Origin of the sequence: Streptomyces sp. NPDC048639, assembly GCF_043199075.1 — a bacterium.
Taxonomy (GTDB): Bacteria; Actinomycetota; Actinomycetes; order Streptomycetales; family Streptomycetaceae; genus Streptomyces.
In genome coordinates, this window is record NZ_JBICVP010000005.1 from 492140 (window position 1) to 512162 (window position 20023).

Consider the following 20023-nt stretch of genomic DNA (forward strand, 5'->3'; position numbering starts at 1 on the left):
CGCTTGCGCCGGGGTGGACAGCACGCTGGAGGGGTGCGGACCCGTCCGCTGTCATGTCGCTTCGCTTCGAGACGGAGGCCACCACCATGGAGCCAGTCGTCACCGTCGGACTCGACGGTTCACCCGAGAGCCTGGACGCCGCCCGATGGGCTGCGGACGAAGCGGCACGGCGCAGATACCGCCTGCGTCTGTTGCACGCCTGGGTCATGCTCGCGGAGGACGAGAAGCACGCCCCGTCGGAGAGCGACCAGAACTACTGGGCGGAGCGGATCGTCCACGACGCGCACGCCGAGGTCCGCCGGCACCACCCCGATCTGCCGGTCGTCGAGGAACTCGTCGCCGGACAGCCCGTGGACTCGCTCATGCGGGCGTTGTCGGAGTCCGAGATGCTCGTACTGGGCTCCCGCGGGATGGGCACCATCGAGAGCTTCCTGCTCGGCGACATCAGCCTCGGTGTGGTGGCACGGGCGGAGCGGCCCGTGGTGCTGATGCGCCGCGGTCTGGGCATGGCGGAACGCTCCGGCCCGGGAACGGGACGTGTGGTGGTCGGGCTGGATCTGGACCACTCCCCCGACTCCCTGCTCGACTTCGCGCTCGCCGACGCCGCCGCGCGGGGCGTCCCCCTGGAGATAATCCACGCGAGCAACGGACACCGGGTGCACCGGCCCGGGAGCGGGAACGCCGAGGCGGCCCTGCAGCACACCAAGGAGATGGAGAAGAGGCTGGACGAAGCGGTCGAGCCCTGGCGCGAGAAGTTCCCCGGAGTCGAAGTGATCGACGCCGTACGGCACGAGAGCCCCGCCAAGGCGATGGTGCGCGCCGCCGAAGGCGCTGAACTCCTGGTCGTGGGGCGGAGGATGCACCGGGCGCACATGGCGGCGCGCATCGGCAACGTGGCGCACGCGGCACTGCACCACGCGCCGTGCCCCGTCGCCGTCGTCCCCTACGACTGATCAGTCACCGCGAACGACCGGCCCTTCCTGCTGACCGGTCCCTGAGACTCACCTGTCGCCAGGAGCGGCCGCTCCTACGGCCGACCGACCCCGACCCGACCCGACCCGACCTGTCCCCGGACCCGGCCGGGGTGCCGCGGGGGCATGGGGATGCGGGGCTCCCCGGTCGACGACACCGCGGCGGGACCTCCGGGCCCGTCCGCGATGTGCGGGACGCGGACCACGGCGTCATCGCCCAACGACCGTGCCCAAGAAGGCCGTTGGGCCGATTGCGAGTACGGGAAGGGGCGTCCGCCGTCAATCGCGGAACGGCCGGTCGCGCATGTCCGTGGCCGCGTGCAGGATCAGCTCCAGCAGGCCCAGCGCCGTACAGCTCCCGACGTCCGTGTCCGGGTCGGCCGCGGCGTTCGTGTCACCGGGCTCCGACCGCCCCATCGCCGGCGCATCCGCCGCCGATTCCGCGTCACCGTCGAGATCCAGGCCGAACCGGCGCAGGTCACGGCGGTGATCCGTGCCGCCCGCCGGAATGTAGTGCCCGAACATGTCCCGCCCGCTCAGTTTCTGATCTCGCAGATGACCGCGCCGGAAGTGAGGCGCGCACCGACCTCGGCCGTCAAGTCCTTGATCACGCCTGAGCAGTGGGCGCTGAGGGGCTGTTCGGTCTTCATGGCCTCCAGCACCACGACGAGGTCGCCCTCGTTGACGTACTGCCCTTCCTCGACGGCGACCTTGACGATCGTGCCCTGCATCGGCGAGGCGAGAACGAAGTCCGAGAGCGCCGATCGTGTCTTGCCCGTGGGCATGCGCTTGGGGGGATGCGGTGCCTCCGGAAGAGGCTCGACCGCCGCCGCCGCGGCGAGGGTGGCGAGCCCCAGGGGGAAGCTGACCTCCATGCGCTTGCCGCCGACTTCGACGACGAGCCGCTCACGCGCTCCGGTTCCGGCTGCGCGTACGTCGCCCTCGGTACCGGTCTCCGATGCCGTGAACGGCTCGATCCCGCCCGCGAATTCGGTTTCGATCCAGGTGGTGTGCACGCTGAACGGCCCGGCCGATCCGGTCAGTTCGGGGGCGAACGCCCGTTCCACGACCACCGCGCGGTGGAAGGGCAGCACCGTCGACAGGCCCTCGACCCGGAATTCGGCCAGGGCCCGCGCGGCGCGCTGCAGGGCCTGCTGCCGGGTGGCGCCGGTGACGATCAGTTTCGCCAGCAGGGGGTCCCAGGCCGGGCCGATGACCGACCCCGCCTCGACGCCCGGTTCCACGCGTACGCCGGGACCCGTCGGTGGCTGGAAAACGGTGACGGTTCCGGGTGTGGGGAGGAAGGCGCGGCCGGGGTCCTCGCCGTTGATGCGGAACTCGATGGAGTGGCCGCGCACCGGCGGGTCGGTGTAGCCGAGTTCCTCGCCGTCGGCGATGCGGAACATCTCGCGGACGAGGTCGATGCCCGTGACCTCCTCGGTCACCGGGTGCTCGACCTGGAGACGGGTGTTGACCTCCAGGAAGGAGATCGTGCCGTCCGTGCCGACGAGGAACTCCACTGTGCCCGCGCCGACGTAGCCCGCCTCCTTGAGGATGGCTTTGGACGCGGCGTACAGCTCGTCGTTCTGAGCCTGGCTCAGGTACGGGGCGGGGGCTTCCTCGACGAGTTTCTGGTGGCGGCGCTGGAGTGAGCAGTCGCGGGTGGAGACCACGACGACGTTGCCGTGCCGGTCGGCCAGGCACTGGGTTTCCACGTGCCGCGGCTTGTCCAGGTAGCGCTCGACGAAGCACTCTCCGCGGCCGAAGGCGGCGACCGCCTCGCGGACGGCGGAGTCGTAGAGCTCGGGGACCTCTTCGAGGGTGCGGGCGACCTTCAGGCCGCGTCCGCCGCCGCCGAAGGCGGCTTTGATGGCGATGGGCAGGCCGTGCTGCTCGGCGAAGGCCACGACCTCCTCCGCGCCGTTGACCGGGTCCGGGGTGCCGGCCACGAGCGGAGCGCCGGCGCGCTGGGCGATGTGGCGGGCGGCGACCTTGTCGCCGAGGTCGCGGATGGCCTGCGGCGGGGGGCCGATCCAGATCAGGCCCGCGTCGAGGACCGCCTGGGCGAACTCGGCGTTCTCCGAGAGGAATCCGTACCCGGGGTGGACGGCGTCGGCACCCGAATCGGCGGCGGCCTGGAGGACTTTGGCGATGTCCAGGTAGCTGGTGGCGGGGGTGTCACCACCCAGCGCGTAGGCCTCGTCGGCCGCGCGGACGTGTGATGCGTCCCGGTCCGGGTCGGCGTAGACGGCTACGCATCCGATCCCGGCGTCCCGACAGGCTCGGGCAACGCGGACAGCGATTTCGCCACGGTTGGCGATGAGCACCTTGCGCACGATGACGGTCCCCTCTCCTTACGATTCGTTGTTCGTTACCGATCGGCTACCGCAGGGCGCTCATGACCCAGGCGGCCGGGCCGGGGCGCGTCGCCGGGGTCATGTGGTGCGCGGGCGGGTGCCACCGGCGCGCGGGCGCGCGGCGGTGGGCCCCCGCCCGCGCCGCGGCCACGGAGGCGGCGGCGGTGACCGCCACGACGAGCGCGGCCAGTTCCTCGTCGGTCGGCCTGCCGCGGACGACCTGCACACCGCTGCGCGCACTCCGCTCCGCGGCGTCGTTCACAGCGGGAGGTTCCCGTGCTTCCGGGGCAGCCGCGTGACGCGCTTGGTGCGCAGCATGCGCAGGGCCCGCGCGACCTGGCTCCTGGTCTCCCGGGGCATGATCACCGCGTCGATGTAGCCGCGTTCGGCCGCGACGTACGGGTTGCACAGCGCCTGCTCGTACGTCTCGCGCAGCCGCTCGCGCTCCGCGTCCGGGTCCTCGGCCCGCTGAAGGGCGTCCCGGTACAGCACGCTCACCGCTCCCTCGCCGCCCATGACGGCGATCTCCGCAGTCGGCCAGGCCAGGTTGATGTCGGTGCCCAGGTGCTTGGAGCCCATGACCCCGTAACCACCGCCGTAGGCCTTGCGGGTGACGACGGTGACGAGGGGGACGGTGGCCTCCGCGTACGCGTAGATCAGCTTGGCGCCGCGCCGGATGATGCCGCCGCGCTCCTGGTCGATGCCCGGCAGGAAGCCCGGCACGTCGACGAACGTCAGCACGGGGATGTGGAAGGCGTCGCAGGTCCGGATGAACCGGGCGGCCTTCTCGCTCGCGTCGATGTCCAGCGCGCCCGCCGCGCAGACGGGCTGGTTGGCGACCACCCCGACGCTACGGCCCTCGATGCGGCCGAAGCCGCAGATGATGTTCTGCGCGAACAGCGGCTGGACTTCCAGGAGTTCGCCGCCGTCCAGGACGCTGCACACCACCTGCTGCATGTCGTACGGGCGGCTGAGGTCGTCGGGGATGAGGGTGTCCAGCGCCTCGTCCTCGTCCCGGATGCCGGGTTCCTCCGGGGAGGCGTACGCGGGCGGGTCGTCCATGTTGTTCGCGGGCAGATAGCTGAGCAGCGCGCGGACGTAGTCGAAGGCGTCCTTCTCGTCCTCGGCCATGTAATGGGCGCTGCCCGAGAAGGTGTTGTGGCCCAGCGCCCCGCCCAGATCCTCCCGGTCCACCGACTGCCCGGTGATGGTGCGCAGCACCTCGGGACCGGTGACGAACATGTGGGAGATGGCGTCGACCATCACGACGAACTCGGTGATCGCCGGCGCGTAGACGGCCCCGCCCGCGCACGGGCCCATCATCAGCGAGATCTGCGGGATGACGCCGGACGCCTCGACGTGGCGCTTGACCATCTCCGCGTAGAGGGCGAGGGATTCGACGCCCTCCTGGATGCGGGCGCCGCCGGAGTCGTTGATGCCGATGACCGGGCATCCGGTGCGGATCGCCAGGTCCATCACCTTGACGACCTTGTGGCCGTACATCTCGCCCAGGCTGCCGCCGAATACGGTGAAGTCCTGGGCGAAGATGAAGACCTGACGTCCATTCACCTCGCCGTATCCGGTGACCACGCCATCGCCGAGCGGCCGGTTCCGCTCCATGCCGAAGTCGTGGCAGCGGTGGCGGACGAGGGCGTCGAGTTCGACGAACGAGCCGGGGTCGAGCAGGGCCGCGATGCGCTCGCGCGCGGTCATCTTGCCCTTGGCGTGCTGGCGTTCGGCCGCACTCTCGGAGGGTGCCAGCTCCTCCTTCCGCCGGGCGAGCTCGGCGAGACGTTCGGCCGTGCTCCTGCCGGGTGTTGTTGCGGTCATCGGGACACCCGGAGCGCCTTGAGCACACCGGGCCACACCAGGTGCAGCTCACGCTGCCAGTACGGCCAGGCGTGCGTGCCGGTCGTGTGGAAGTTGGAGGTGACGTCCACGCCTTCCTCGCGCAGGGAGTTGGCGAACCGGACGTTGGGCGTCCAGGTCGGTCCCTCCAGCAGCCCGGCGAACGGGTCGAAGGACGCCTCCAGTCCGCCCGGCATCCCACTCGCGGCCGACAGGTGGACCTTGACGCCGCGGAGCCGCTCGGGATGGCGGGCGGGGTTGTGGGCCTCCCACACGTGCGACTGGTCCGCGGGGTGGCCCCACAGCTTGATCGCGTCGATGCCTTCGCGGGCGCAGGTGATGTAGATGCCGGTACGGGTGGCCTGCTCCTCGATGTCGACGACCCCGCTGAAGGAGGCCGCGTAGGCGTACTTCCCCGGGTGGCGGCCCGCGTAGTTGAGCGCGCCGAGCCCGCCTTCGGACAGGCCGATCAGCGCTCGGCGCTTGTTCGCCTTGTATGCGCTCTCCAGGATCTGCGGCAGTTCGAGGGTGTGGAAGGTCTCCCACTTGGGGCCGCCCTTGGCGCCGCCGTTGAACCAGTCGGTGTAGAAGCCCGCCCGTCCGCCCTCGGGCGTCACGATGATCGCGTCGTTGTCGGAGGCGAGTTGCTCGATGTCGGTCTCGCGGGTCCACGAGGTGTAGTCGTCGCTCGCGCCCTGGAGGAGGTAGACGGTGGGGAAGGTGCGCTTGGACGTCGCGGACCACGAGCGCGGCAGGATCACCCGTACCGGCATGTCGGCGCCCATCGCGGGCGAGGCGATGAGGAGGTCGGCGGAGCGTTCGTCGAGCTGCTTCACCTCGATGACGCGGGCGCCGCTCGGCGCCTTCACCTTGGGGAAGGCGTACGGGGACGCGGACTCCTGGTCGTCGGCCACCGCTGTGGGCGCGGCGACGAGGGCGGAGACGGCCGCAATGCAGGCCAGGAGGACGGTCGTCCTGCGGCGGGGGCGGCGCGCGGAGGAGGGGAGGCGGCTCGGCGCGGAGTGGTGCGAACCGCCGGTGGTGACTGCTTCGGGGGTCAAGGCTTCGTTCCTTCGTCTTCGGCACGGTCGTGGTCGCGTGCGGGAGCTGGGGTGCGGAAGAGCGCCGTGCGGGGACGTCCGTTCCGGGCGGCGGACCGCTCCGGAATGAAGTGACGAACCGTCAGGGCGCTTACGGGACAGGTCAGGTGTGTTCGTCCAGGGAGGCCGTGAGGTGCTGGGCGATGACCTCCACATGGGGCGGGTCGATCAGCGACAGATGGTCGCCGGGCACGGGGACGACCTGCAGCGCGGGGCACAGCGGTGCCCAGCCCAGGTCCCGGTCGTCCCGCAGGTACCGGGGATCGATGGCGGTGGTGAGCACCTGCGCCTCCTGCGCCCGGTAGAGGACGACCGGCCCGGGGTACGGGCGTGGCCGGTAGCGCTCGCCGATGCGGGCGTCGACGTACGAGGTGCGCTGGTGCTCCATCACGCCGGGACTCATGTCGAGCCCGGCGTCGGCCACATGGCGCATCAGGGTCTCGATCTGATTCTGCTCGTCCATGCGGGCCATCTCCTCGTACGGCAGCCGCAGCGGGCGGCCGTAGGCGGTCTCGACGTACTCGGCGAACCGCGCGAAGCGCTCCAGCAGGATGTCCTCCGGCTCCGGCCCCGGGAGGGCGGCGGGCAGAATGGTGTCGATCAGGCCGGTGTAGCCGACGTGTTCGCCCCGGTCCCGCAGCCGCAGCCCGACCTCGTACGCCAGGCAGCCTCCGAAGGACCAGCCGAGCAGCCGGTACGGGCCCTGGGGCTGGACGCCGCGGATGAGGCCCATGTAGTACTCGGCCTTCTCCTCCACCGTGACCATGGCGTCGACGCGGTCGAGCCCGTAGACCGGCAGCCCGCGAGGCAGCAACCCGGTCAGGGGCCGGTAGACGCTGGTGGGCCCGCCGGCGGGGTGGAAGACGAACAGCGGGGCGCGGTCGGTCGCGGCACCGGGGTCCCGCAGGACCCGCAAGGGCGTTCCGTCCGTGCTGCCTTCGAGGCCGGGGCGGATCAGATCGGCAAGCGCCGCCACGGTGGGCGTCTGCCGGATCTGTTCGGCCGTCGGGGCCGCGTCCGTGGCATCCAGCCGGGCTCGGATGCCCTCGGCCAGGGCCTCGACCCGTGCCGTGTCGTCGCCCAGGCCCGGCAGTTCCTGGTGGACTCCGTCCGGGGTCCCGCCCGAGAGCTGGGTCCACACTCCCGCCACGAGGCGTTCGGCGGCGTCCCGGGGCAGCACGCCCCGCGGAAGGGCCGGGAGGGCGGCGCGCCCGCCCTCCCGCGCGGGGGCGGGCGCGGGGTGCATGTCGAGCGCGCCGAGCAGGGCCGCGGCAACGTCGTCGAGCGTGCCGCCGCGCAGCAGCAGGGTCTCGGGAAGGACGGTGCCGAAGTCCTGTTTGACGGCGTTGCGGATGCGGACGGCCATGAGCGAGTCGAGCCCGAGACCGGTGAGCGGCACGGATGTGTCGACCTGCTGGTCGGAGTAGCCCATGACCGTCGCGGTGCGCTGCGCCAGCCGTACGCGCACCGCCTCCAGCGCCGCTCCGGCCGGGAGCGCGCGCAGTGCCTCGGGGCCGCCCCAGTCGCCCGGCTCCTCGGCGGCACCGCGGACGAGTCCGGCGAAGTACGGCACGGATTCCAGCCCGGGGAAGGCCTGCACGACACGTCGTACGTCCAGGCGTACGACTCCGGTGTACGGGCGGCCGCCGGTGACGATGAGCTGGAGGGCGTCCAACCCCTCGCCGGGGGTGATCGGTTCGAGGGCCAGGGTGGTCATGTCGGGGGCTGCGCCGAGCCCGGCCCACGGTCCCCAGGCGATCGACTCCCCCGGCGCGCCGCGGGCGCGGCGCTGCTGCACGAGGGCGTCGAGCCAGGCGTTGGCGGCGGCATAGGCGGCCTGGCCCGGGGAACCGAACAGTGCCGCGGCGGAGCTGAACACCAGCCACCAGTCGAGGTCGTGGCCCGCGGTGGCCTCGTCGAGGTGGCGCGCTCCGTCGACCTTCGGCCGGAACACCGTGTCCAGGTCCTCCGGTTCGAGCCCGGTGACGACGCCGTCGCGCAGGACACCCGCCGCGTGGGCGACACCGCACAGGCGGTGGCCCTCGCGGACGGCGGCCTCCACGAGGCGCGACGCGGTCCCGGGCTCGGCGATGTCGCCCTGGACGACCTCGACAGAGACGCCGAGTCCGCGCAGCTCGGCGAGTTCGGCCTCGGCCTGCGGAGCCGGTGCGCGGCGGCCGTTGAGGACCAGCCGGCCGGCGCCGCGCTCGGCGAGCCGGCGGGCCGTCGCGAGGCCGAGGCCGCCGAGGCCGCCGGTGACGATGTACGCGCCGCCCGCGCGCGCGAAGGTCACCTCGGCGGCGTCCTTGCCGAGGTCGGCCGGGGCCAGCCGGGCGGTGAAGCGGGTGCCGGCCCGCCAGGCGACCTGGTCGGCGTCGCCGTCCCCGAGCAGTTCGCGCGCAAGGTCCTCGACGGCGCCCGGGGAGCGGTCGATGTCGATGAGGCAGGGGCGCAAGTGCGGGTGTTCCAGGGCGAGGACACGGAGCAGCCCGCGCAGGCACGCGCGGTCCGGATCCCCCTTCTCGGCCGCGTTGACCGCCAGCGAGCGCTCGGTGACCAGGCACAGCCGCGGGGCCGTACCGCCTTCCGCGGCAGAGGCGAGGGAGCGGGCGACCGCGGCGCAGCCGAGGACGGCCTCGCGGGCGCTCGTCGCGCCCGCCGCTTCGGCGTACAGCACGGCCACGGCCGACGCGTCGCCGTCGGCGACCCCGTTCCGCCAGGCGGTCAGGGTGCCGTCCACCGCGTCCGGGTGTGCCGGGGCCACGGTGACCCGGGTCCCCTCCTGTTCGAGGGCCGCGCGCAGTGCGCCCGCCAGGCGGCTCTGCTCCCCGGGGCCGGAGGTGAGCAGCAGCCAGTCCGTCGGGGCCGCGCCGGTCGTCCCGGACGTGGGCAGGGTGGTCTTGTCCCAGGCGATCTCGAATACGGTCTCGTCCAGCGGTCGGGGCACCTCCCCGGGGGCGGGGACCCGCAGGCGTACGTCCTCCGCCTCGACGAGCGCCGTCCCGCCGCTGTCCTCCATCCACAGGGACCAGCAGCTCTGCGCCGCCGCCGATGCGCCCTCCGTGTCCGCGGTCCCGGGGGAAGCGGGCCGGATGCGGCACTGGGTCGCGGCCGGTCCCGAACGCCGTACCCGAAGGGTGCCGATCGCGACGGGGAGGGCGTCCTCGGTGGCGGCCGCCCGCCCGGCGGGTGCGGAACCGGCCGGTGTGCCCGGGGCGTTCACGGGGTGCGCGGCGGATGCGGAGGCGGGCGCCCGCAGGCAGGCGTCGAGCAGCGCGGGGTGCAGGTGCCAGCCGGCCGAGGTTCCGTCGAGGTCGGCGCCGTCCGGCGAGGGCAGCCGCACCGTGTACGCCTCACGGTCCGGCTCACCGAGGACGGACGCGCTCTCCGGTGCGAGGCTGCCGGGCGCGAGACCTTCCTGCGCGAGGGCCTCGGGGGCCAGGCTTTCCACGACCGCCGCGGCGAGGCACGTCCAACTCCCGGCGGCGGAACGAGCGTTGACGCTGACCGTCGCGCACCCCGGCCCGGTCGGATCGAGCAGCGTCGTCACCGGCGTACTGGCGGACAGCGGATGAAGATGATTCAGCGTCAGATCCCGTACGACAACGTCCTCGACGGGCCCGCCGAAGATCTCGGCGGCCGCGGCGAGCGCCATCTCGGCGCACGCGGCCAGGGTCAGTACCGCGGTCCCGCGCACCTCGTACTCGGGGCGGTACCAGCCCTCGGTGCCCACATCCCCGTGCCACAGGGTGCGGCGGGTTCCGGGGATGTCGGCCCGGGTTCCCAGGAGGGGGTGGCCGCCCGCGGGTCGCGCCGCCCGCCGGGCCGGGGTGCCGTCGTGCACCCAGTGCCGCACATGCCTCCACGGTGCGGTGGGCAGGGCCGTCCGCCTCCCTGTGGGCCACAGCACTTCCGGCTGCTGGTGCACTCCGGCCGCGTGCAGCGCGGCGAGTGCCGCCCGTAGCGCGAGCGGCTCGTCGCTGTCCCGGCGCAGGGTCGGCAGCACGAGGGCCTCGCGCCCGGCCGCCGCCTCGCCCGTCTCGCCCACGGGGAGGGCGGCGACGGGGTGCGGTGAGATCTCCAGGAAGATCCGGTGCCCGTCCTCGGCCGCGGCGGTGACGGCCTGGCGCAGCAGGACCGGGCGTCGGGCGTTGTCGCACCAATAGCCGGCGTCGGGCACGACCGTACGGCGCGGGTCCTCGTGCACGGTGCCGTACCAGGGAAGGACCGGCTCCCGCGCCTCGATGCCCTCGAACGCCGCACGCAGACGCGGCAGTACGGGGTCGACTGCGGCCGAGTGCCCGGCGCCGCCGACATCGAGCAGGCGGGCCGGGATCTCCGACTCCTCGAGTTCGGCGACGAGTCGGCCGACGGGTCCGGCCGGGCCCGTCACGGTGCAGCGCAGCGGGGACGCGTCCACCGCGACCTCGACGCCGGGGAAGCGGGCGAGGAGTGCGGCACGTTCGTCCTGCGGGACGTCGATCGCGGCCATGGAGCCGGCTTGCGCGGCGTCGACGGTGCCCAGCAGTTCGGAGCGGCGGAGCATGACGCGCAGACCGTCGCGCGGTTCGAGGGCTCCTGCGACGACGGCGGCTGCCACCTCGCCCATGGAGTGGCCGATGACCGCCGCGGGTTCCACGCCGTACGCGTGCCAGGTGCGAGCGAGCGCCAACTGGAGCCCGTAGAGCAGCGGTTGGACCTGCTCGACGGCCGTGGGCGGCACGCCGCGGGCGATGGTCCCGCTCAGCGTCGTGCCGGTCTCCGCCTCGAAGACCGGGTCGAGGGCGCGGACGGCGGCGGCGAACTCCTCGTCGCCCTCCAGCAGGGTGCGGCCCATGCCGTCCCACTGCGATCCGTAGCCGGAGAAGACGAACACCGGCCCCTCGTCGGCGAGTTCGGCCGGATCGACGGTGCGCGGGCCGAAGACGCCCGCGGCGGGCCGGCCGTTGCCGAGTGCGCGCAGTCCGGCGGCCAGGGCCTCCCGGTCGCGGCCGACGACAGCGGCGCTCACCGGGCCGTAGCGGTGCAGCCCCAGGGTGCGGGCCACGTCCTCGGGGGGTGTACGCAGTCCGGCCGGCGAGCCGAGCCAGTCGGCGAGGCCGAGGGCGGTGTCGCGCATCCGGTCGGCGGAGCGCGAGGAGAGGAGGAGGGCGTGCGGCGTGGCACCGGTGTCCCGGGGCTCCGGGGGCGGTGCGGCGGCGGGTTGCCACTGTTCGAGGACGGCGTGGGCGTTGGTCCCGCCGAATCCGAAGGCGGACACGCCCGCACGCGCCGGGCGCCCGCCCTCACCGGGCACGGGGGTGGCCTCGGCGACGACGCGCAGGCGCGATGCCTCGAAGTCGATGTGCGGGTTGGGGGTGCGGAAGTGCAGGCTCGCGGGGAACGTGCCGTGGTGCAGGGACAGGACGGCCTTGATGACGCCGGTGATACCCGCGGCGCCCTCGAGATGACCGACGTTGCTCTTGACCGAGCCGATCAACAGCGGCCGGTCGGCTGGGCGTTCGGCTCCCAGGACGGCGCTGAGCGCACTCGCCTCGATCGGGTCGCCGAGCAGTGTGCCGGTGCCGTGCGCCTCCACGTAGTCGATGTCCGCCGGCCCGACTCCGGCGTCCCGGGTCGCCGCGCGCAGCAGGGCCTGCTGGGCTGCGGGGTTCGGGGCGACCATGCCGGCGGAGCGTCCGTCGGAGTTGACGGCCGAGCCGCGCACCAGGGCGAGCACCCGGTCGCCGTCCCGCAGCGCGTCGTCGAGGCGCTTGAGCACCACGACTCCGCACCCCTCGCCGCGCGCGATGCCGTCGGCCGAGGCGTCGAACGCCTTGCACCGCCCGTCCGGGGCAAGCGCGCCCGCCTGCTCGAAGCTGGAGGTGACGGCCGGGGAGAGCAGGACGTTGACCCCCGCGGCGAGGGCCGTGTCGCACTCCCCCGAGCGCAGGCTGCGGCACGCCTGGTGCAGCGCGACGAGCGACGACGAGCAGGCCGTGTCGATCGTGAGGCTGGGGCCGCGCAGATCGAGGATGTACGACAGGCGGTTCGACGCGATGCTGGCCGCCGACCCGGTGCTCGTCCACTCGCTGACCCGGGCGAGGTCGGCGGTGGTCAGGAATCCGTACTCGAGCGAGCTCAGGCCGACGAACACGCCCGTCGGGCCGGCGCGCAGCGAGGGCGCCGGAATGCCCGCGTGGTCCAGTGCCTCCCAGGCCACTTCGAGGAGCAACCGCTGCTGGGGATCCATCAACTGGGCCTCGCGGGGCGTGATGCCGAAGAACTCGGCGTCGAACCCGGCGACGTCGGTGAGGAATCCGCCCCAGCGCGGTGTACGGGCGAGGGCCGCCGAGGTGGCGGCCGAACCGTCGTCGAAGTCCTGCCAGCGTTCCGTCGGCACCACGCTCACGGCGTCACCACCCGCGAGCAGGAACTCCCAGAAGGCGTCCGGCCCTTCGATGCCGCCGGGGAGGCGGCAGCCGATGCCCACGACGGCGACGGGCCCGGCTCCGCCGCCGGTCACGGCGCCCGTCGGGTCCATCGCGGTCGCCTGCGCGGTTGCGTGGCCGGCCCCGGTCCCGGTCCGGGTCTCCGGGGAGCGCTCCGGCATGCCGTCGGCGAGGCGGCGCACCAGAGCGGCGACGCTCGGGTTCTCCCACAGCAGCGTGGCCGGGAGGGTGCGGCCGAGCGCGTCCTCCAACTCCCCCGAGAGACCGACCGCGTCACGGGAGGACAGCCCGTAGTCGGCCAGCGGACGGTCGGGGTCGATGTCCTCCGGGGCGACGGCGCACCGCTCGGCGACCAGTCGCAGCAGCAGGGCGCGGATCCCCGCCTCCCCCACCGCCCCGTCCTGGTTCCGTCCGGCGCCTGATTCCCTGTCCTCCCGGGTCATTCGGCTCCCCCGGCTCCTGCCCGGTCCAGGCCCGCGGGCTCCGACCACGTACCCGCCAGGTAGTCCCGGCGGCAGGCGCTTCGCGCGACCTTCCCGCTGCTGGTGCGCGGCACCGTTCCGGGCGGCGCGAGGACGAAGTCGTGGACGGGCGCTCCGTGGCCCGCGACGACGGCGTCCCGTACGGCCCGCCCGACCGCCTCGCGCTCCGCCTCCGGGTCGTCGGCATGGCGGGCGTGCTCCGCGACGATGACGAGGCGCTCGGTGCCGTCGACGGTCAGGGCGAACGCGGCCACGTGGTCGTAGCGGATGAGGGCGTGGGCCTCCTGGACGGTCGTCTCGATGTCCTGCGGGTAGTGGTTGGTGCCGTCGACGATGATCAAGTCCTTGATCCTGCCGGTGACATACAGATGGCCCTCGTGCATCGCCCCGAGGTCTCCCGTACGCATCCACCGCCGCGCACCGTCGCCGTACGCGCCGGCGGTCGACGGCGTACCGCTCGACAGCTCGCCGGCCGGGTCGTCGCCGAGGACCGCTGCGAAGATCTCGGCGCTGCGGGAGGGACTTCGCCAGTAGCCGCGCGCGACGTTGGGGCCGCGCACCCAGATCTCGCCGACGGAACCGTCCGGCAGCCTGCGGCAGTTCGCGGGGTCGACGACGGCGACCTCCTGGCCGACCGGACCGCCGCAGGCGACGAGTTCGGTGAAGGTGCCGGACGCGGCACCGGCCGCGACGGGGCGAACGGTGCCCTGCCCCAGCAACTCCCGGTCGAAGGCGGTCACCTGTGGGGCGGTGCCGATCGGTGTCGTGGAGACGAAGACGGTGGCCTCGGCGAGCCCGTACGCGGGACGCATCATCTCCGGGCGCGTCCCGCAGGCCGCGAACGCCTGCTGGAAACGGTCGAGGGTCTCGGCCCGGATCGGCTCGCTGCCGTTGATCAGGACCGCCACGTCCTGCAGCGCCAGGCCCGCCCGCTGCTCCTCCTTCACGCGCCGCGCGCAGTAGTCGTACGCGAAGTTCGGTGCGGCGGTCACGGCGCCGGGCCGGTCGGCGAGCAGATGCAGCCAGCGCACGGGCTGCTGGACGAACGCCAGCGGTTCGGTGATCACGGCGTGCGCGCCGCTGACGAGCGGGACGCCCACGGACAGCACCAGGCCCATGTCGTGGAAGAGCGGAAGCCAGGAGACGATGTGGTTCCGCCCGTGTTCGATGCCGTACGCCGCGATGATCTGGCGGATGTTGGCCACGGCGCCCCCGTGCGTGACCTCCACGCCCGACGGGTTCCGGGTGGACCCGGAGGTGTACTGGAGGTACGCGCAGTCCTCGGGCCGTACGCGTTCCCCCTCCGGCGCGCCGGGGAGCTCCGCGGCCCGGCTCTCGAGCTCCGCGAGGGCGACGGTGACGGTGCGGGACCGGCCGGGCAGCCGTTTGCTGATGCGGAAGTCCTCGAGGGACACGCGGGCGGGCTCGGTGGTGAGGAGGCAGGCCGGGCGCGTGTCGACGAGCGCGGCGGCGAGCTTCTCGTCATGGCCGGGGAGGTTGGGCGGGAACAGGGGCACGGCGATCGCGCCGGCCCGCATGGCTCCGAGGAACCCGATGACGTATTCGGGTCCCTGGGGGGCGACCACCGCGACCCGCTCGCCCGGTGCGGCCCCGGCCTCGGCCAGGATCCCGGCCATCGTCCCCGTAAGACGGTCGAGTTCGGACCAGGTGAGTGTGGTGCGCCGCCCGGCAGGATCGGCGGCGAAGTCGACAAAGACGAAGGCGGGCTCGTCCGGGAACGTCTCCGCGGCTCGGATCATCCGGGCGACGAGCGTGTCCTCGTCGGCGCTCGGTCCCCCCGTCGCATCGGACTCACCGCCGTGGCATGCGGACATCATGGCTGCACCCTCCGGTGGATCATCCGACATGGCTTCCCTCTCCCCGCAGCGAGCGCCACCGGAGGTGAGGCATAAAACGCCAATAGTCCGAGAGTTGGTCTTTTGGACGTTAAAGTCGCCATTGGTATATGTCAAACACCTATGGTCCATTTGAATGGCTACGCATGACCGGGAACTCCCGTACGAGCAGGGCACTCCTGCACGAGTTCTCCGCATGCGCCGCGTCCCCCGTGCGCCGACGAGAAAAGAGGTGGCCGCAATGAGCCGTCCGGGTGAATACGGACTCCTGGCGGCGCTCGCGTTCGCGGCCTTCATGACGTGCCTCGACAACACCGTCGTCAATGTGGCGCTGCCGCTGATGCAGCAGGACCTCGGGCTCGACCTGGCCGATCTGGAATGGGTGGCCGCGGCGTACCCGCTGACCTTCGCCGCGCTGCTGCTCACCGGTGGCCGGTCGGCCGACGTCTGGGGGCGCCGTCCGACGCTTCTGACCGGGCTCGCCCTGTTCACCACCGCGTCCCTGCTGTGCGGGCTGGCGCGGACCGGCGGCCAGCTCATCTCCTGCCGCGGCCTTCAGGGCATCGGGGCGGCCCTGGTCATTCCGGCGTCGCTGGCGGTGCTGACCCGCGACCTGGGGCCGAAGGCCCGGGCCGCGGGCGTCGCGACCTGGATGGGGGCGCTGGCCGCGGCGCTCGCGCTCGGGCCGGTCATCGGAGGCGTCATCAGCCAACACTGGGGCTGGAACTGGATCTTCGTCATCAATGTGCCGTTCGGCGTCCTGGCGCTGGCGGCGGTGGCCCGGGCCGTTCCCCGCGGCCCCTCGCCCGGTGCGCTTGCGGAGGGACCGGCAGTGCCCACGGCACCCGGCCGGCCGCCCCAGGGCTGGGCAGGGCGCTTCGACCCGGTGGGCGTGGCGCTCTCGTGCCTGGCCGCGGGAGGCTTCGCGTACGGGCTGATCGAGGGGCCTCGCCACGGCTTCGTCTCACCGGTGATCATGTGGGCGTTCGCCGCTTCTCTGGGGGCGCTCGCCCTGTTCGTGGTCCGCCAGCGGACGGCGGGCACGCCGATGGTGGACCTGTCCCTGTTCCGCGACCGGGTGTTCAGCGGTGGTGTGGCGGCGCAGGTGCTCTGGGGGCTGGGGGTCAACGGGGTCTTCTTCTTCACCACGTTGTTCCTTCAGCGGGGGTTGGGCCTGACACCGACGGAGGCGGGTCTGGCCTTCACCCCGGTTGCGGCCTTCCTCATTCTCGCAACTCCCCTCACCGCGCTGCTGGTTCGCCGGTTCGGGGCCCACCGGACCACCGCGGGCGGGCTGTTGACGGTCGCGGCCGGTCTGCTCCTGCTGGCGCGGGCCGGGGACGGGGAACGGCTGCTCGATCTGATGCCGGGGCTGATCGCGATCGGGGCGGGCTCGGCCGTGACCGTACCGCTGACCGCGAAGACACTGGACACCGCCTCGGACGCAGCCTCCGGTGTGGTCTCGGGTGTGGTGAGCGCGGCGCGCGAACTGTCGGCGCTGCTGGGCATCGCCCTGGTGGGCGCGGTCGTGGCACGGCGTCAGGGATCGGCGGTGCGAGGGGGAATGGACCCGGCGGCCGCATTTCTGGAGGGCTACCAGGCCGGGCTGACAGTGGCGGCGGCGCTGGTGGCCGTCGGTGCGGTCGTGGCGGGCCTGGCATTGCGCCCGTCGCATTCACCGTAGACGCAGCGCGCGCTGATTCCGCGGATTGCCTTCGCGCGGTGAACGGCGCCCCGGACGGAAGCGGTTCCGCCTGAAACCCGGGACGACGGAATTCGCACCCACCGCTTTTCCCGCGTGCGTGCCGGAATTCGGACCGGCATCGCGGAGTGCGCCCGTCCGCCGCAGGACGCCGGGCACTTGCGTACCCGGGCGCGCGGCATGGGGCCCGGACGGCGAAACCGCCCGGGACCTGTGAGGATTCCTTCCCCCTTATGCGGACACGGGTTCCGGGGCGCCAAAGGGGATCACGGGGGTGGTACGGCAGGGTGGTACTCCCGACCGCATTTCACCCCGCGCACCACACGGCCTGGTACGACTAATTCGCCTTTCCTTGAAGGGTATTGAGACGCGGTGCTTTGCTGTCCCTATCCGAACCGGCGGGCCGCCCACCCTCCTGGGGGAGTTACGACAGGCGGCCTGCCTTCGGTGTTTCACCGACGGAATGCAGTCCGGCCGCCGAGTCGCTGGGCAGGCTTCTCCGTGGAGTGGTGGAAAACCGGTCGGCGCCTATTACGGCGCCGGCCGGCGCGGTCCGCTTCTCACGACAGAAGGAGCCCCCCATGCGAGCTACCCGCAGGATCCCGGCGCTGCTCGGGACCGTCGCCCTGGCCGTGGGCCTGGCGCTCGTCCCGACCAACGCCCAGGCCGTACAGGTCGTGGGCTGCAGCGAGGGCGCGCTGGTCAACGCCATCAACGCGGCGAATCTCATCGGAGGGGACGACCTGGTGCTGGCCCCGTTCTGCACGTACACACTCACCCTGGCCCACAGCACCGACGGGGGCTCCGGGCTGCCGGACATCACCACACCGATCACCCTCTCCGGCATCAGCACCCAGATCGTCCGGTCCTCGACCGCCGCCGACTTCCGCGTCCTCAAGGTCGACGGTCAGGGCCTGAACAGCGGGGAGCTCAAGCTCAGTGGCGTGACCGTACGGGGAGGCAAGGCCGCAGCCGGGCAGCCGGGCGGTGGCATCGCCAACCTGGGCGGCGACGTGCTGCTGGTGAGCAGCACCCTGCGCAACAACGAAGCGGCCCTGGGAGGCGGGCTCTACAACGAAACCGGCACCGCGAACCTCGCCGCCAGCACCGTCGTCGGCAACACCGCGACCACCGCGGGCGGAGGCGGCGGCATCTACGAAGCCTCGGGCTCGGTGAACCTCGTGACGACGCTCGTCAGCGCCAACTCGCCCAACAACTGCGCCCCCTTGGGCAGCGTGCCGTTCTGCGGAGTCTGACGCCGCATCACGTAAGGAACAGCGGTCACGCAGGAAAGCAGCGGGCCCCGGCCGAGTGATCCCCCACGGCGGCCGGGGCCCGCACCGTGCCTGCCCGTCGAGAAGGGGCGGGCAGACACAGGCCGGTTGCGAGGGTCAGCGGCCCTCGTGCAGCACCATGGCGGAGCCTCCGCCACGGCGCTTCGGTTCGGCGACCGCCTCGACTCGGCCGTCCGGCAGGAACTCCAGCGCGGCCACGGCCCCGATCTCCGGGGACGGTGTGAACGTCTCCGGCGCCAGGACGAAGGAGTGGCCGAGCTTCTCCAGCTCCTTGCTCTCCGGCGTCTTCAGGAAGGCGGGTTCGGCCTCGGTGTCGGGCCGGTTGCGCTGGGAGATGCGCGGCGCGGCGACGGCCTCCGGCAGTGACATGCCGAGGTCCAGGCGGTTGACCAGCGTCTGCAGCACCGTGGTGATGATCGTGGCCCCGCCGGGAGAACCGACGGCAATCTGCGGCTCACCGTCCTTGAGCACGATCGTCGGCGACATGCTGCTCCGCGGACGCTTGCCCGGGCCGGGCAGGTTCGGGTCCGGGACGCCTTCGGTGATCGGCGTGAAGTTGAAGTCCGAGAGCTCGTTGTTGAGCAGGAAGCCGCGTCCGGGCACGGTGATGGCGGAGCCGCCGGTCTGCTCGATGGTCAGGGTGTACGAGACGACGTTGCCCCAGCGGTCGGACGCCACGAGGTGGGTCGTCGAGGGCCCTTCGTACGGCTCCTTGCCGCCCTTGGCCTGCGTGCAGCCCGAGCCGGGCGAGCGCGGGTCCGCGGGGGCGACCGGGCTCTTCAGCACGGAGTCGGGCCGGATCAGGCACGCCCGTTCCTTGGCGAACCGCTTCGACAGCAGCTCGTGGGTGGGCACGTCCGAGAAGGCCGGGTCGCCCACCCAGCGGTTGCGGTCGGCGAAGCCGATACGGCTCGCCTCGATGTAGCGGTGGAGGGCCTGGGTCCTGTCGTCCGGCGAGAGCTCGGAGTTCTCCAGGATGTTCAGGGCCTCGCCGACGGTGGTGCCGCCGGAGGAGGACGGCGCCATCGAGAAGACATCGTGCCCGCGGTAGGTCGTACGCGTCGGGGCCCGGCGCACCGTGTCGTATGCGGTGAGGTCGCCCCGCTCCATGAGTCCTGGGCGTACCTTGCGGTCCGAGCCGGGGGCCACCGGCGGCTTCTGGACGGTGCGCACCACATCGCGTCCGATGTCACCGCGGTAGAGGGCGTCCACGCCGTCGCGGCCGAGTTCCTTGTACGTACGGGCGAGGCCGGGGTTGCGGAAACGCGAGCCGACGACGGGGAGTTCACCGTTCGGGAGGAACAGCTCGGCGGTGGAGCCGAAGTCGCGGAAGCGCTCCTCGTTCATCTCGGTCTGGGCGCGGAACTCCTCGTTCACCACGAAGCCGTCGCCGGCGAGACGGGTGGCCGGGCGGAGTGCCTGCCCGAGGCCGACCGTGCCCCAGTCGTCGAGGGCCTTCTGCCAGGTGGCCGGTGTGCCCGGCACACCCACGGAGAGGCCCGAGTTGACGACCTCGTCGAACGGAAGGGGCTTGCCGGTGGACTTGTCGACAAAAGAGTCCGCGCGCATACGGGCGGGAGCGGTCTCCCGGCCGTCGATCGTCCGCACCTTCTTCGACTTGGCGTCGTAGTAGACGAAGTAGCCGCCGCCTCCGATGCCCGCGGAGTACGGCTCGACGACACCGAGCGCCGCCGCCGTGGCCACCGCGGCGTCCACCGCGTTGCCGCCCCGGCGCAGGACCTTGAGGCCGGCCTGGGACGCGTACGGGTTCACGCTGGAAACGGCACCGCCGCTGCCCCGGGCCACCGCCTGCTTCGGGGGCGGTTCGGCGCGGGAGGCGCTGTCGTGGGCTGCGGGCGAGGAGCCGAAGGCCGCGGGGATCAGCAGGGGACAAGCAAGAGCCGCGGTGCACGCGACAGCGACAACGGCGCGGTGGACAGCCATGTAGTCTCCGGGGCCTCGTGAGGGGAATTGACGAAAC

11 protein-coding genes are annotated in these 20023 nt (G+C 72.6%); 3 read left to right on the forward strand and 8 right to left on the reverse strand.

The features are described 5' to 3' along the window. The first annotated feature begins 86 nt into the window (after positions 1 to 86). Positions 87 to 953 carry a universal stress protein gene (locus tag ACGFNH_RS16970; protein ID WP_393654336.1) on the forward strand — a complete coding sequence of 289 codons (867 nt, stop codon included), beginning with the start codon at positions 87 to 89 and terminating at the stop codon, positions 951 to 953. Between the two features lie 297 nt (positions 954 to 1250). Here the strand turns inward: ACGFNH_RS16970 and ACGFNH_RS16975 are convergent, their stop codons facing one another. The 7 genes from ACGFNH_RS16975 to ACGFNH_RS17005 all read right to left on the reverse strand — a co-directional run bounded on the left by ACGFNH_RS16975 (position 1251) and on the right by ACGFNH_RS17005 (position 15027). Next, on the reverse strand, positions 1251 to 1496 hold the full coding sequence (locus ACGFNH_RS16975) for a hypothetical protein (protein ID WP_393654338.1): 246 nt from the start codon (positions 1494 to 1496) through the stop codon (positions 1251 to 1253). Positions 1497 to 1507: 11 nt separating this feature from the next. Further along, the gene (locus ACGFNH_RS16980) at positions 1508 to 3307 is read right to left on the reverse strand and encodes an acetyl/propionyl/methylcrotonyl-CoA carboxylase subunit alpha (protein ID WP_393654340.1); all 1800 of its coding nucleotides are present in this window, start codon (positions 3305 to 3307) and stop codon (positions 1508 to 1510) included. Positions 3308 to 3353: 46 nt separating this feature from the next. Next, the gene (locus ACGFNH_RS16985) at positions 3354 to 3590 is read right to left on the reverse strand and encodes an acyl-CoA carboxylase epsilon subunit (protein WP_393654342.1); all 237 of its coding nucleotides are present in this window, start codon (positions 3588 to 3590) and stop codon (positions 3354 to 3356) included. Beyond that, positions 3587 to 5158 (reverse strand): acyl-CoA carboxylase subunit beta, encoded by a 1572-nt coding sequence (locus tag ACGFNH_RS16990; protein ID WP_393654344.1) that lies wholly within the window; start codon positions 5156 to 5158, stop codon positions 3587 to 3589. Before ACGFNH_RS16990 ends, ACGFNH_RS16985 begins: the two co-directional genes overlap by 4 nt. Then, complete coding sequence (locus tag ACGFNH_RS16995) at positions 5155 to 6237, reverse strand: alpha/beta hydrolase (RefSeq protein ID WP_393654346.1); 1083 nt, start codon at positions 6235 to 6237, stop codon at positions 5155 to 5157. The genes ACGFNH_RS16990 and ACGFNH_RS16995 overlap by 4 nt, the downstream gene beginning before the upstream one ends. Before the next feature lie 142 nt (positions 6238 to 6379). Further along, a complete protein-coding gene (locus tag ACGFNH_RS17000) occupies positions 6380 to 13150 on the reverse strand; it encodes an SDR family NAD(P)-dependent oxidoreductase (RefSeq protein ID WP_393654348.1) in 6771 nt (2256 codons plus the stop codon). Further along, the gene (locus ACGFNH_RS17005; protein WP_393654350.1) at positions 13147 to 15027 is read right to left on the reverse strand and encodes a fatty acyl-AMP ligase; all 1881 of its coding nucleotides are present in this window, start codon (positions 15025 to 15027) and stop codon (positions 13147 to 13149) included. The genes ACGFNH_RS17000 and ACGFNH_RS17005 overlap by 4 nt, the downstream gene beginning before the upstream one ends. Positions 15028 to 15286: 259 nt before the next feature. Here ACGFNH_RS17005 and ACGFNH_RS17010 point away from each other — a divergent pair, with 259 nt between their 5' ends. Further along, complete coding sequence (locus ACGFNH_RS17010) at positions 15287 to 16729, forward strand: MFS transporter (protein ID WP_393654351.1); 1443 nt, start codon at positions 15287 to 15289, stop codon at positions 16727 to 16729. Between the two features lie 599 nt (positions 16730 to 17328). Then, entirely contained in the window at positions 17329 to 18003 is a 675-nt protein-coding gene (locus tag ACGFNH_RS17015) for a hypothetical protein (RefSeq protein WP_393654353.1), read from the forward strand. Positions 18004 to 18138: 135 nt separating this feature from the next. Here ACGFNH_RS17015 and ggt read toward each other — a convergent pair whose 3' ends face one another. After that, on the reverse strand, positions 18139 to 19986 hold the full coding sequence (gene ggt, locus ACGFNH_RS17020; protein WP_393654355.1) for a gamma-glutamyltransferase: 1848 nt from the start codon (positions 19984 to 19986) through the stop codon (positions 18139 to 18141). Between the last annotated feature and the right edge of the window lie 37 nt (positions 19987 to 20023).

What these genes read in the sequence shown, in the direction of transcription:
- ACGFNH_RS16975 (WP_393654338.1), bottom strand. Translation starts at nt 1,496, where the DNA reads ATGTTCGGGCACTACATTCCGGCGGGCGGCACGGATCACCGCCGTGAC.
- ACGFNH_RS17005 (WP_393654350.1), bottom strand. Translation starts at nt 15,027, where the DNA reads ATGATGTCCGCATGCCACGGCGGTGAGTCCGATGCGACGGGGGGACCG.
- ACGFNH_RS17000 (WP_393654348.1), bottom strand. Translation starts at nt 13,150, where the DNA reads ATGACCCGGGAGGACAGGGAATCAGGCGCCGGACGGAACCAGGACGGG.
- ACGFNH_RS17010 (WP_393654351.1), top strand. Translation starts at nt 15,287, where the DNA reads ATGAGCCGTCCGGGTGAATACGGACTCCTGGCGGCGCTCGCGTTCGCG.
- ACGFNH_RS16990 (WP_393654344.1), bottom strand. Translation starts at nt 5,158, where the DNA reads ATGACCGCAACAACACCCGGCAGGAGCACGGCCGAACGTCTCGCCGAG.
- ACGFNH_RS16970 (WP_393654336.1), top strand. Translation starts at nt 87, where the DNA reads ATGGAGCCAGTCGTCACCGTCGGACTCGACGGTTCACCCGAGAGCCTG.
- ACGFNH_RS17015 (WP_393654353.1), top strand. Translation starts at nt 17,329, where the DNA reads ATGCGAGCTACCCGCAGGATCCCGGCGCTGCTCGGGACCGTCGCCCTG.
- ggt (WP_393654355.1), bottom strand. Translation starts at nt 19,986, where the DNA reads ATGGCTGTCCACCGCGCCGTTGTCGCTGTCGCGTGCACCGCGGCTCTT.